Below are 13,031 nucleotides of genomic sequence, written 5' to 3'. Positions count from 1 at the left end.
ATCCTTCTCGAACGGAGCACCCAGCACCATGCAGCACGACCGCGTCCTCTTCGGCGCCGCCTACTACCACGAGTACCAGCCGACCCCTCGGCTCGACGAGGACATGCGCCTGATGCAGGAGGCCGGCTTCTCGGTCATCCGCGTCGGTGAGTCCGTCTGGAGCACCTGGGAGCCGGAGAACGGCCGCTTCGACCTGGAGTGGCTCGCACCGGTGCTCGACGCCGCCCACGAACACGGCATCCGGGTGATCCTCGGTACCCCCACGTACGCCGTGCCGATGTGGCTCGCCCGCATCGTGCCGGAGATCAACGTCCGCCGCCGCACCGACGGCGAGGCGATGGGATGGGGTGCCCGGCAGGAGATCGACTACGCCCACCCGGCGTTCCTGTTCCACGCCGAGCGGGTCATCCGGAAGATCGTCGCCCGCTACGCCGAGCACCCCGCCGTGATCGGCTACCAGGTCGACAACGAGCCGGGCAACGAGCTCATCGCGAACCCCGAGGTGTTCCAACGTTTCGTCGACCACCTGCGCCACACCTACGGCAGCGTCGAGCGGCTGAACGAGGAGTGGGGCCTGACCTACTGGTCCCACCGGCTGTCCACCTGGGCGGACCTGTGGACGCCGGACGGCAACGCGCAGCCGCAGTACGACCTTGCCTGGCGCCGGTTCCAGGCCTCGATCACGACGGACTTCATCGCCTGGCAGGCATCGGTCGTGCGGGAGTACTCGCGTCCGGACCAGTTCGTGACCACGTGCATCGCCTACGAGCGGCCGACCGTCGAGGACGAGGTGCTCACCCGGACGCTCGACGTCACCGCCGGCAACCCGTACTACCGGATGCAGGACGCCCTCGAACTGCCGAGCGCCGAGGAGCCCGCACAGTTCTGGACCTCGTCCGGTGCCTGGTCGATCTTCGCCTCGGGCGACCGCATGTACGGGTCGAAGCAGGCACCGTTCCTGGTCACCGAGACCAACGCGCAAGCCATCGGGTTCTCGTGGATGAACGAACCGGCCTACGAAGGGCAGTGGCGCCAGGCCGCATGGGCCCTCGTGTCTCGAGGCGCGTCGATGATCGAGTACTGGCACTGGCACACGCTGCACTACGGCGTCGAGACGTACTGGGGCGGCGTCCTGCCGCACTCGCAGCAGCCCGGTCGCACCTACGAGGAGATCGCCCGCATCGGCGCCGAGTTCGCCCACGCCGGGGACCGGGTCGCCGGCCTCCGCCCGCACGCCGACGTCGCCCTGCTGTTCTCGAACGAGTCGAAGTGGGCGCTGAACGAGCACCCGGCGCTCGGCGACGGCATGGAGCCCGACCGGCGCTCGTGGCAGACGATCTACGACGCCTACGCCCGAGGCGTCTTCGATGCCGGACTGCAGGCGAACACCGTGCACCCGTCGCAGGTCTTCGACGGTGAGCCGGCGTCCTTCGCCGCGGAGCGTCCGGTGCTCGTCGCTGCCGCGTTCACCATCGCGAGCGACGCCCAGCTGCAGTGGCTCGCCGCCTACGCCGAGGCGGGTGGACACCTCGTCGTCGGCATCCGCACCGGGTACGAGGACGAAGAGGCCCGTGCGCGGCTCGAACGGAAGCCCGCGTTCCTCGACGTGCCCGCGGGCGTGCACTACGACGAGTTCAGCAACCTCGGCCGACGCATCCCGGTGTCGGCCGGAGCCGCTGCCGCTGAGCACGGGTTCACCGTGCCGGCCGGGGCGACGGCCACCCGGTGGGCGGACGGCCTGCTCGTCGACGACGCCGATGTGCTCGTCGGGTACGACCACCCGCACCACGGTCGGTTCGCGGCGGTGACCACCCGGTCGCACGGAGCCGGTCGGGTCACCTACGTCGGGACCGTCCCGGATCCGGCGCTCGCCGCGGCGATCACGGAGTGGGCGGTCGCGCAGGGCAGCGGGTCGCCGAGCTGGCAGCCGCAGGCCGACACACAATCAGTCGCGAGCTCTGTCAACGGTCGTGGCGAGACGGTGCACGTGATCCACAACTGGTCGTGGGAACCGAGCACGTACGCGGTGCCGGTCGCCGCGGAGGACCTGTTCGAGGGCACGGCACTCGACGCGGATGTCGTGCTCGAGCTCGGGCCGTGGGACGTCCGGGTGGTCGTCGTCGCATAGCGAGACCGGAGCAGGCGGGCCGTCGGGTCGGACGGTCCGCCTGCTCCTTCTGTGCAACAGCGGCACTCGGACAGTGGTCAGGCCGCGGCCCGGAACGCCTCCGTCGCCGCTCGGGCCTCCGCCGACGAGGCGAGCGAGACGGAGTGGCTGCCGATCCCCGTCGCCAGGGACAGTGCGACGGCTGCGGCACCGACCTCGGACGCCGCGACCCAATCCGGCTCGCCGTCGACGAACCGGGTCCGCACCGGCCCGAGCACGAGCGCGTGGACACGCTCGTCCGGCGACTCCGCCGCGAGGACCCGCTGCATCATGAGCACCGCGGCCTGCTCCATGCTCACGGGCCCGCTGCCCGGCACCGGGAACTCGGCGGACTGCCCGACGATCACCGTGCAAGGAGCGCGGCGCGGAGACGACCCGCGGCGCGGTGGTCGGCTGCGGCGGTGGCCGCGATCGTGACGATGTCTCTGCTGACAGCATGCGCAGGAGGAGAACCGATGGAAAGTCCCTCGACTAACCACACCGTGAAGCCCGATGCAGCCAAGCGCACCGCGGTGGATCTCGTCGATGAAACGGCTCGTGCCGTGGACGGCGGCCCCTGGAAGATCATCAGTGGCCCGCGAGTCGGCCTGTGCCCCGGATCTGACGGTTCGGGGCGTGCGGACGACAGTGGTGGAGTCACTTGGGTGTACGTGAAGCAGCGCGAGGGCGCGGCCGACCCGAGGGACGATCTCCGGAAAGTCGAGGCGTTGTGGAAGAGCCTTGGAATCACGACCGAGCGGTATCGGAGCGGCGGCGACGATCCTGATCTCGGGGTCCGGGGCCGCGGTGGTCCGATCGAGACGATCGACTTCCTCGCTTCCACAGTGGGTGGCTACAGCATCGACGCTGAGTCGCAATGTGCCGACGGCGATTACGGAGAGATGACGGGGAGCGGCTCGACCAGCTGATCAGGGGTGTTGCGGCAGGGCGCCTGCCGGGGGATCGACGGCAGTTTCATCGCAGGGACCCGCAGCACGATGCGAGGGGCGGTCCGGCGCATGCTTCGGTAGTCGGGATCCTCTTTACGTGCCCTCGAAGCCCCCCGCTGCTATGTTTGCGCGCACAACAAATCCCGGACGACGATGTCGAAGGACGCGCGATGACGCACGCACCAGAGCACCGCTTCGGCGAGACGACCCTGACGGTCGTCGATGCCGCGGGCAATCCCATCCACGATGCCGACGTCACCGTCGAGCAGACCTGCCATGCCTTCGCCTTCGGCAACATCGGCTTCGACTTCATCGAACTGGCCAACGGCGAAGCGCACGACGCGGCAGGCACCGAGCACCTCGCCGACCTCTACACCGACGTCTTCAACACCGCGACGCTCCCGTTCTACTGGGGCCGCTTCGAGCCCGAGCGCGGAGCCCCGGACACCGCCAGACTCCTGACGACGGCGCAGTGGTTCCGCGACCGGGGCATCGCCCTCAAGGGTCACCCGCTCGTCTGGCACACCGTGCAGCCCGATTGGCTGCTGGGGCTCCCGCTGGACGAGGTCGACCAGCTGCAGCGGGAGCGCATCCGCCGCGAGGTTTCCGCTTTCGCGGGCACGATCGACACCTGGGACGCCATCAACGAGGTCGTCATCATGCCGGTGTTCGACAACGGCGACAACGCGATCACCCCGCTCGCTCGGGCCAAGGGTCGCATCCCGATGATCCGGATGGCTTTCGAGGAGGCCCGCGCCGCCAATCCACACGCCACCCTGCTGCTCAACGACTTCGACCTGTCGAGCGCGTACGAGTGCCTGATCGAGGGCGTGCTCGAGGCCGGTGTGCAGATCGACGCCATCGGACTGCAGACCCACATGCATCAGGGCTACTGGGGCGAGGACACGATGCTCGCGATGGTCGACCGGTTCGCCCACTACGGCCTGCCGCTGCACCTGACCGAGACCTCGCTCGTCTCCGGTGACCTCATGCCTGCGCACATCGTCGACCTCAACGACCACCAGGTCGCTTCGTGGCCGTCGACGCCCGAGGGCGAGGCGCGCCAGGCCCACGACGTCGAGCGGCACTACCGGAGCCTCGTGGGGCACCCTTCCGTCGAGGCGATCACCTACTGGGGCATCACCGACGCCGGCGCCTGGCTCGGCGCCCCGATCGGACTCGTCCGCGCCGACGGCACCCCGAAGCCGTCCTACGACGCGCTCCGCCGCCTGGTCAAGGAGGAGTGGTGGCTCGGCCCGACGGTGCTGCGCACCGACGACCGCGGTCGGGTTCAGGTCCGCGGCTTCCGCGGCGACTACCGCGTCGACGTGCGTGGCACGTCCGCCCCGTTCGCCGTCACCGACGTGCCCACGCAGGTGCAGATCGTCGCGTGACCACCTGACGGACTGGAGGCCCGGTGCGGCCCCGCCCCGCGCCTCCAGTCCGTCAGTGGCGGACCTGGCTGTGGGGGTGCTCATGGCTCTGATCGCGGTGGTGCGCTTTGCTGGGCGAGACCAGCGGACCGTCCGCGGCACCGTGAGGGGTGGACTTGGTGCGTACGAGCAGACCGCACGGACGGCTCCTGCTCGTGCAGCGTTCGCTCCTCGTGACCGCTGTGTTGGCGTCGGGGCTCGCGCTGGTGACCGGGTGCAGTTCGCCCCGCCTGCCGCCGTCGTCCGCAACCGCCGTCGAGGTGACGAAGGTGTACCTGGCTGCGGCGAAGGCGCAGCGGTGTGACGTGACGAAGGCGTTGACGCTCGACAGCACGTGGGCGTGGTGCCGGAACCCGACGCTGCGGAAGTACGCCGTCGCGGACAAGGCGGAATCGGTGCCGTTCAACCCTGGCCACACGACGGAGTCCTGCGTCGACACAACGGTGACGAGTCGAGCGTCGGAGGAATCGGAGTCGATGAACGGGACGCGCACGTGGAGCTTCTGCTTCACGAAGACGGCGTCCGGATGGCGCCTCACGGACCAGGGACAGGGCTAGGGCGCGCGCCCCTCCTGAGGCGGCCGGAAGGGCGAGGCGTCAGCGTGGGTGTGCGGCACCGCGACGACCTGGAGGTACGGGCCGACCATCTCGAGCAGCTCGACGGCGTCAGCGCTGAACCACGCCCGGGCCCCCGCGTCCGCCGTCACCTGGTCGCGCGTCCTGCGGCCACCACACCCCAGAAGGCTCCGCCGACGAGGATCGCGGCGCACGCGACGAACGCGGGGATGTCGTCGGCGCGTCCGAGCGCGATGTAGACCAGGCTCACTGCAACCGTCGCGCCGCCGGCGATGCTCGTCGGGACGATCGCTGCTCGGTGGCCGATGATCCAGCTCTCGTCGCTGCGCATGGTCGCCCGGGTACGGATGCCGACGAGCCCGTTCCTGCCGATGGTGCCCCGCGCCGGCAGGACGACGAAGACGATGGTCAGGACGGCGGCTGCCATCTCGATCGCGATCACGTGATCTCCTTCTGGTTCGGTCACGGCGCTCGCGTGTGTGGCTGGGATCGGAGCGCGTCAGACCAAACCTGCCGGTATCCGGTGAAATACGCAAGGGCAGCAGGGCCCGTCACCGCCGCACGTACCGGTGCTCCGGCCGCCCCGCAGCCCCGTACCGCAACTGCATCGCCACCGTCCCGTCCGCCGTGAGCTGCGCCAGGTACCGCTGCGCCGTCGCCCGCGAGACCCCGATCGCCGCGGCCACCTCGGCGGCGGATCGTTCCTCCCCGGCGACGAGCTGCTCGAGCACCAGCGCCGCCGTGGCCGCCCGGGACGGCGACGCCCCACCGCTGTCCCCGGCGTGCAGGATCCGGAACGCCCGCTCGACGGCTTCTTGATCGAGGGTCGACCGCTCGTCGAGCACGTTCCGCGACCGCGCGTACGCATGCAGCCGCTCGGCCAGCACCCCGGCTGCGAAGGGCTTGATCAGGTAGGCGAGTGCCCCGCTCCGCATCGCCCGGCGAACGGTGCCGGAGTCCGAGGCGGCACTCAGCACGAAGGCATCGGTGTCGATCGACCGCAGCAGCTCGAGCCCGCTGCCGTCGGGCAGGTACACGTCGACGAGCACCAGGTCCACGGTCCCGCCCGACAGCGCGGAGCGGGTGGCCGCGAGGGTCCCGACGGGTTCGAGCGCCCGGAACCCCGGCACCTCGTCGACCTGCCGTCGGTGCAGGTCGGCGACGTGGAAGTCGTCGTCGACCACCAGCACGGTGAAGACGGAACTCACGACACCACTCCTTCCAGTCGGGCGCAGAACACCGCGCCGTGGTCGTCACAGCCGAGGGAGGCGAGCCACACGTCACCACCGTGTCGCCGGGCGATCTCCCGCGACAACGGCAGCCCGATCCCGAGCCCGTGCACCTGCGAGACGTCCTCCGACGCAGGAACAGGCGCCGGACCGCGCACGAACAGCGAGTCCGCGGCATCGGCTGGCACCCCCGGCCCGGAGTCCATCACCGACAGGTGCAGCGTCGTGCCGTCGTCGAGCACCTCGACCTCCACCCACGGGGATCCGCCGTCCCTCGACTGCTCGTCCCCGTCCAGGGCCGCCGACACCGCGTTGTCGACCAGGTTGCCGAGCACGGTGGTCACGTCGCCCGGGTCGGTGATCGCCCCCTGCACGAGCGTCTCCGCCCCGATCCGCAGCAGCACCCCACGCTCGGCGGCCTCGACCCCCTTCGCCCCGAGGAACGCCTGCAGGTACGGCTCGGTCAACCGGTCGGCGTGCTGCACCGGGTAGCGCAGCGGCCCCCGCTCCTGCACGTCCGCCAGGTACGCGCGCGCCCGGGCGGTCTCGCCGATGTCGAGCAGCCCCGAGATCGCGTGCAGCCGGTTCGCGAACTCGTGGCGCTGCGCGCGGAGCGCCGTGCTCATCGCCCCGACGGCGTCGAGCCGTCGGGTCAGGGCCTCGACGTCGGTGCGGTCGCGCAGGACGGCGACCCGGCCCAGGTCGCGTCCGTCGCGGAACACCGTGCGGACGTCGACGAGCAGCACCCGGTGCCCGGCGACGATCGTGGCGCTCGCCGGAGCCGCGGTGGTCACGTCCAGCATCGACCCGAGCGGCGCGGGCAGGTCGAGCGATGCCACCGGACGACCCACCGGGTCGGCCAGTCCGAGCAGTCGCACGGCTTCGGGGTTGCAGACGGTGACGACCCCCGACGGCCCGATCGCGATGACGCCCTCACCGACACCGCCGAGCACGGCCTGCTGGTTCTGCACGAGCGTCACGAGCTCCTCCGGCTGCAGCCCGAGCGTCAGCCGCACCAGTCGCCGCCGGATCAGCACCGAGGCGATCACCGCGAGCAGGACCGCCGCCAGCCCGGCACCGATCACCGGCATGCTGTCCTCGACCAGGGTGTCGTAGACGCGTGCCCGGTTGAACCCGACGCTCACCTCGCCGACGGCGGACTGCCGGGAGGCCCGGCTCGTCTCCGCCCCGCCGGCTGCGGGCGCGGAGACGGGTACCTTCGCCCGCGCTGACTCACCGAGCGTGCCGCGTGCCCAGGACACGGTCTCGCGGCCGGCGAGTGCGGCGTCGGGGGAGGTGCTCACCATCTCGCCGATCCGGTCGCTGTCGGGGTGGGCCAGCCGGATGCCCCGGTCGTCGGTGACCACGACGAAGAGTGCCCCGGTCCTGCGCTGGGCTGCGAGTGCCGCCCGCTGGACGGGCCCGTCGGCGAGGGCCGCGGGGTCGAGGTCGGTGCCGTCGACGCTGAGCCGGGCGACCGCGGCCCGGACGTCGGACTGCGCGGCGACGCTCTGTGCGATCGCGAGTGCGGTCCCCTCGGCAGCGCGCTCGAGCCGGGTGACCTCGATCCGGACGAACACGGCGCTGGTCAGGGCGACGACGGCGATGACCACGGCGAGCTGCAGCACGAGCACCTCGGTGGCGAAGCGGAGCCTGGGGCGCCGTGAACGGTCGTCGGTCACGACCCCAGCGTACGGAGCGCGAGCCGACCTGCCTGCGCACAATGCGCAGAAGGCGGTCAACGCGCGATGGTGCGCCAATGTGCAGAAGCGCGCCGCGCCTCCAGGCCGGGTCGTAGCGTGCCCGGACTGCCAGACACGGACGAAGGAGTCCTGATGCTCGTCATCCTCGGGTACGCGATGGTCCTGACCTTCATGGTCCTGATCATGACCAAGCGCATGTCGCCCATGCTCGCGCTGGTCATCGTGCCGACCGTGTTCGGACTGTTCGCGGGGGCGGGTCTGGGACTCGGCGACATGGTGACCGAGGCGATCGGCACGCTGGCACCGACGGCCGCGCTCCTGATGTTCGCGATCATGTACTTCGGGCTGATGATCGACGTCGGCCTGTTCGACCCGCTCGTCCGGTTCATCCTGCGGGTGACCGGCAACGACCCGGCGAAGATCGTGCTCGGCACTGCTCTGCTGGCCGGTGCGGTCTCGCTCGACGGGGACGGCTCGACGACGTTCATCGTGGTCACGGCGGCGATGCTGCCGATCTACCTGAAGCTCGGCATGAGCCCGGTCGTGATGACGTGTGTGGCGGGTCTGACGAACGGCACGCTCAACATCGTGCCGTGGGGCGGGCCCACCGCCCGTGCCGCCGCCGCGCTGAAGATCGACCCGACGGACATCTTCGTGCCCCTCGTGCCGTCGCTCGTGGTCGGGCTGCTGCTGTGCTTCACGTTCGCGTGGACGATGGGCCTGCGGGAGCGGAAGCGCCTCGGGCTGATCGAGTTCACCGAGGCCTCGCGGGGTGCGCGGGTGCCGGAACGGGCGAACGCCCGGGCCGGTTCACGGGTGCTCGCGGCGGTGGGTGGGACCGGCGGCGGGATGTTCACGAGCCCCACGGTCGCGCTCGGACTGCGCGGCGGGAAGGCCGACGGTCGGCGTGCGGACGGCGAGGGCGTGGACGGCGTCGGGTCGGGGGACGAGAGCACGGGGACCGGCACCATGGCCGAGACGATGCTCGACCCGAACCGTCCGACCCTGCGGCCGAAGCGGATCTGGTTCAACCTGGCGCTGACCGTCGCGGTGATGGTGGCGCTCGTGCTGGGCCTGCTGCCGCTGCACTTCGTGTTCATGATCGGCACGGCGATCGCCCTGCTCGTGAACTTCCCGCAGCTCAAGCAGCAGACCGCGCAGATCGTCGCGCACGCCCCCAGCATCGTCGGTGTCGTGTCGATGGTGTTCGCCGCCGGGGTGCTGATCGGGGTGCTCGACGGCACCGGGATGGTCGCGGCGATGGCCGACTGGCTCGTCGCGGTGATCCCCGACTCGATGGGCCCGTACCTGGCGGGCATCACCGGTGTGCTGAGCATGCCGCTGACGTTCTTCATGAGCAACGACGCGTTCTACTTCGGCATCCTGCCGGTGCTGTCCGAGAGTGCCGCGGCGTACGGGATCACCCCGGCCGAGATGGCGCGGGCCTCGGTCGTCGGGCAGCCGGTGCACATGCAGAGCCCGCTCGTCCCCGCGATCCTGCTGCTGGTGTCGCTGGCCAACGTGAACCTCGGCGACCACCACCGGAAGGTGCTGTGGCGGGCGGCCGTGGTCGCGATGGCGATGCTCGTGGTGGCGATCGTGGTGCGGGTCATCCCGTTCGGGTGAACCGACCGCCGGTGCCGACTCGGCGCGCGCCCGACCGGTGCGCGCCGGACCGGACGGTGCCGGCTCAGGCGGCGTCGAGCTCCCGCGTCAGCGCCGCGACGAAGTCGTCGATGTCCTGCTCCGAGGTGTCGTACGCGCACATCCACCGCACCTCGTTGCGGCTGGCGTCCCAGTCGTAGAACCGGAAGTGCTTCCGCAGCCGGTCGGCCACCCCGGCGGGCAGGGTCGCGAAGACGCCGTTCGCCTGGGTCTGCTGGCTGAAGCCGACGCCCCGGATGCTGCCGTCGGCGATACCGGCCTCCAAAGCACCGCGCAGTCGGGCGGCCATGGCGTTGGCGTGCCCGGCGGAGCGCAGGTACAGGTCGTCGCTGAGCAGGGCGATGAGCTGCGCGGAGACGAACCGCATCTTCGACGAGAGCTGCATGTTCATCTTGCGCAGGTAGTGCAACCCCTCGGACGCCGAGGGGTTCAGCACGACGATCGCCTCGCCGTAGAGCATGCCGTTCTTCGTCCCGCCGAAGCTCAGCACGTCGACACCGGCGTCGGTGGTGAAGTCGCGCAGGGGCACCCCGAGGGACGCGGCGGCGTTGGAGATGCGGGCGCCGTCCATGTGCAGCTTCATGCCGAGCGAGTGGACGTGGTCGGCGATCGTCCGGACCTCGTCCACCGTGTAGGCGGTGCCGAGCTCGGTGGTCTGGGTGATTGACACGACGAGCGGCTGGGCACGGTGCTCGTCGCCCCAGCCCCAGGCCTCGCGGTCGATGAGCTCGGGCGTCAGCTTGCCGTCGGGTGCCTCGACCGGCAGGAGCTTGATGCCGGCGACGCGCTCGGGCGCACCGGCTTCGTCGGTGTGGATGTGCGCGGTCGCGGTGCACACGACCGCTCCCCACCGCGGCAGCATCGACTGCAGCCCGACGACGTTCGCGCCGGTGCCGTTGAACACCGGGAACGCCTCGGCCTGCGACCCGAAGTGCTCGCGGATCACCTCGTTGAGACGTGCCGTGTAGACGTCCTCGCCGTAGGCGATCTGGTGGCCTTCGTTGGCCGCGGCGATGGCGGCGAGGATCTCGGGGTGGACGCCGGCGTAGTTGTCCGAGGCGAAGCCCCGCAGGTCCAGGTCGTGCAGTCGGAGGGTCACTCGTTCATCCTAGGTTCGAGGGATCAGGCGCCGTGAGCGGGATGCGGGCACCGTTGACGTCGGCCGATGGGGTGTCCCAGAGCCGGACGACCTCGGCGCCGAGCTGCGCTTCGAGGCCGGACAACGCGCCGACGACGAACACGGTGGCCGCGGCGGTCTCCGGCGCCACCTTCCGGAACCCCTGCGCCACGGCCCGGACCCAGGCGTCGGACGCGGCCTTCGCCGACGCGTAGTTCGCGGCGCCGGCGGTGGGGGAGTCGACCGCGGTGGACGACACGAACGCGAACCGTCCGGCAGGGGACGCCACCAGGTCGTCGTGGAAGACCCGGGTCGTGTTCCGCAGGGTCCGGAAGGCGCGGTCGAAGAAGTCCCAGTCCGCGTCGGACTGGCCGACGATGCTGCCACCGCCGCGCCACCCGCCGACCAGGTGGACCAGTCCGTCGACGCGGCCGGCGTCCGCGTGGACGTCGTCGGCCAACGCGGTGACCGCACCGAGGTCCGACAGGTCGCACGTCCGCGTCGTGACGCCCGGGACGGACGCGCGCAGGGCCTCCAGGGCGTCGGGTCTGGTGCCGACCGCGACGACGGCCGCACCGGCGGCGGTGAGTGCGCGCGCGACGGCTGCGCCGCTGGCACTGGTCGCACCGGTGATCAGCACCAGGCGACCGGCCACCGAGCCGTCGGTCACGCGGCGGCCTCGCCGACGAGCTCGGCGTCCGTGGTGCCGGTGATGCCGGCCGTGGACGCGATGACGGTCGCCATCTTCTTGTCGAGCGCCTCGTAGAACATCGACAGCGGGAACTCGTCGTCGAGCACCGCATCGGTGTAGCCGCGCGGCGGTCCGGCGAGCGTCTCGTCGGGCAGGCCACGCGCCCACTTCGACGCCGGGTGCGGCGTGAGCGTGCGGGTCAGCATCTCGTACGCGGCGAGCCAGTGCGCCGACTTCGGCCGGTCGATCGAGCGCCGGTAGAGCTCGTTGATCTCGTCGCTCAGGGCGATGATCACGTCCGGCACCTCGGGCCAGTCGATCGTCAGCTGCGTGTCCGTCCAGTGCAGGACGCCGTGCTGGTGCATCCAGGCGAACAGCAGCTGGCCGCCCAGTCCGTCGTAGTTGCGGACGCGGCTGCCGGTGATCGCGAAGCGGAAGATGCGGTCGAAGACGACCGCGTACTGCACCAGGCGCGCGTGGTCGCGGATGGCGCGCTGCGCGTCCTGGAGGCCCGTGTCCGGTCCGGCGGACAGCTCGCGATCCAGACGCACGGACTCGCGGAACGCGGTCAGGTCGCAGCGGAGCTCCTCGAGCGAGTAGAGGAAGAACGGCATCCGCTGCTTGATCATGAACGGGTCGAAGGGCAGGTCCCCGCGCATGTGCGAGCGGTCGTGGATGATGTCCCACATCACGAAGACCCGCTCGGTCAGCTGCTGGTCGTCGAGCATCGCAGCGGCCTCGGCCGGCAGCTCGAGCTTGGTGACGTCGGCGGCGGCACGGACGACCCGGCGGTAGCGGGCGGCCTCGCGGTCCTGGAAGATCGCGCCCCACGTGAAGGCGGGGATCGAGCGCATCGCGACGGTCTCGGGGAACAGCACCGCCGAGTTCGTGTCGTACCCCGGGGTGAAGTCGACGAAGCGCAGCGCGACGAACAACGCGTTGCCGTGGTCGCCGGCCTCGAGCTCGGCGATGAACTCCGGCCAGATGACCTCGACCAGGACGGCCTCGACGAACCGCGAGGTGCTGCCGTTCTGGGTGACCATCGGGAACACGACGAGGTGGCCGAGTCCGTCTACGCGGTGCTGCTGCGGCTGGAACGCGGTGAGGGAGTCGAGGAAGTCGGGGACCCCGAAGCCCTGCTGCTGCCAGCGAGCGAAGTCGTGCTGCAGCACCTGCAGGAACGCGGCATCGTGCGGGAAGTGGGGCGCCAGCTCGGCGATGGCCGGCACGATCACCGCGACGTGACCGGCGGCAGCGGCGTGGTCGGACGGTTCGGGGACGGAGCCGTCCCGCGTCTGCAGGGCCTGCAGGGCGATGACTGAACGCTTGAGCCGGAGCCAGGCGGGGTGGGCGGCGATCTCGCGCACGGACAGGTGGTCCTCGACGACCTCGGGCTCTCCGACGATGGCGTCCTGCGAGATCTTCTGGGCGAACTGGGACATGTCGAACCTCCCGTCATCGGGGTCGGCCGCGGATCTGCGGACGAGTGGTGCGCGTTACCGGATCGTCTCGAGCCTAGGGA

The 13,031-nt window shown here is 70.8% G+C and carries 12 protein-coding genes; 4 read left to right on the top strand and 8 right to left on the bottom strand.

Annotated features, from left to right (window positions below; translation table 11 throughout):
• Positions 1–28 precede the first annotated feature (28 nt).
• Entirely contained in the window at positions 29–2,128 is a 2,100-nt protein-coding gene (locus tag DEJ03_RS07895) for a beta-galactosidase (protein ID WP_110864235.1), read from the top strand.
• Positions 2,129–2,205: 77 nt separating this feature from the next.
• On the opposite strand, the gene DEJ03_RS07890 is transcribed toward DEJ03_RS07895, so the two are convergent.
• Complete coding sequence (locus DEJ03_RS07890; protein WP_110864170.1) at positions 2,206–2,514, bottom strand: hypothetical protein; 309 nt, start codon at positions 2,512–2,514, stop codon at positions 2,206–2,208.
• Positions 2,515–2,568: 54 nt separating this feature from the next.
• On the opposite strand from DEJ03_RS07890, the gene DEJ03_RS17690 reads away from it, so the two are divergent.
• Positions 2,569–3,075 carry a hypothetical protein gene (locus DEJ03_RS17690; protein WP_146237675.1) on the top strand — a complete coding sequence of 169 codons (507 nt, stop codon included), beginning with the start codon at positions 2,569–2,571 and terminating at the stop codon, positions 3,073–3,075.
• A 191-nt stretch (positions 3,076–3,266) separates the two neighbouring features.
• Positions 3,267–4,490, top strand: coding sequence for an endo-1,4-beta-xylanase (locus DEJ03_RS07880; protein WP_110864169.1), 1,224 nt, complete (start codon positions 3,267–3,269; stop codon positions 4,488–4,490).
• Positions 4,491–4,542: 52 nt separating this feature from the next.
• Here DEJ03_RS07880 and DEJ03_RS17685 read toward each other — a convergent pair whose 3' ends face one another.
• The 4 genes from DEJ03_RS17685 to DEJ03_RS07860 form a co-directional block, all read right to left on the bottom strand.
• Positions 4,543–5,022, bottom strand: a complete 480-nt coding sequence (locus DEJ03_RS17685; RefSeq protein ID WP_146237674.1) for a hypothetical protein — start codon at positions 5,020–5,022, stop codon at positions 4,543–4,545.
• A gap of 209 nt (positions 5,023–5,231) precedes the next feature.
• Entirely contained in the window at positions 5,232–5,546 is a 315-nt protein-coding gene (locus tag DEJ03_RS07870; protein ID WP_110864167.1) for an SdpI family protein, read from the bottom strand.
• Between the two features lie 109 nt (positions 5,547–5,655).
• Complete coding sequence (locus DEJ03_RS07865; RefSeq protein ID WP_110864166.1) at positions 5,656–6,312, bottom strand: response regulator; 657 nt, start codon at positions 6,310–6,312, stop codon at positions 5,656–5,658.
• The gene (locus DEJ03_RS07860) at positions 6,309–8,015 is read right to left on the bottom strand and encodes a sensor histidine kinase (RefSeq protein ID WP_110864165.1); all 1,707 of its coding nucleotides are present in this window, start codon (positions 8,013–8,015) and stop codon (positions 6,309–6,311) included. The genes DEJ03_RS07865 and DEJ03_RS07860 overlap by 4 nt, the downstream gene beginning before the upstream one ends.
• Before the next feature lie 153 nt (positions 8,016–8,168).
• Here DEJ03_RS07860 and DEJ03_RS07855 point away from each other — a divergent pair, with 153 nt between their 5' ends.
• On the top strand, positions 8,169–9,662 hold the full coding sequence (locus DEJ03_RS07855; RefSeq protein WP_110864164.1) for a CitMHS family transporter: 1,494 nt from the start codon (positions 8,169–8,171) through the stop codon (positions 9,660–9,662).
• Positions 9,663–9,726: 64 nt separating this feature from the next.
• Here DEJ03_RS07855 and DEJ03_RS07850 read toward each other — a convergent pair whose 3' ends face one another.
• The 3 genes from DEJ03_RS07850 to DEJ03_RS07840 are packed head-to-tail and all read right to left on the bottom strand — an operon-like array spanning position 9,727 to position 12,951.
• Positions 9,727–10,800, bottom strand: a complete 1,074-nt coding sequence (locus DEJ03_RS07850; RefSeq protein ID WP_110864163.1) for a low specificity L-threonine aldolase — start codon at positions 10,798–10,800, stop codon at positions 9,727–9,729.
• Positions 10,801–10,804: 4 nt separating this feature from the next.
• Positions 10,805–11,488 (bottom strand): SDR family NAD(P)-dependent oxidoreductase, encoded by a 684-nt coding sequence (locus DEJ03_RS07845; protein WP_110864162.1) that lies wholly within the window; start codon positions 11,486–11,488, stop codon positions 10,805–10,807.
• On the bottom strand, positions 11,485–12,951 hold the full coding sequence (locus DEJ03_RS07840) for a DUF6421 family protein (protein ID WP_110864161.1): 1,467 nt from the start codon (positions 12,949–12,951) through the stop codon (positions 11,485–11,487). The genes DEJ03_RS07845 and DEJ03_RS07840 overlap by 4 nt, the downstream gene beginning before the upstream one ends.
• Between the last annotated feature and the right edge of the window lie 80 nt (positions 12,952–13,031).

The organism is Curtobacterium sp. MCLR17_043 (genome assembly GCF_003224215.1).
GTDB lineage: Bacteria > Actinomycetota > Actinomycetes > Actinomycetales > Microbacteriaceae > Curtobacterium > Curtobacterium flaccumfaciens.
The sequence above is the reverse complement of the archived record's forward strand: the minus strand, read 5'-3'. Positions and strand labels throughout refer to the sequence as shown.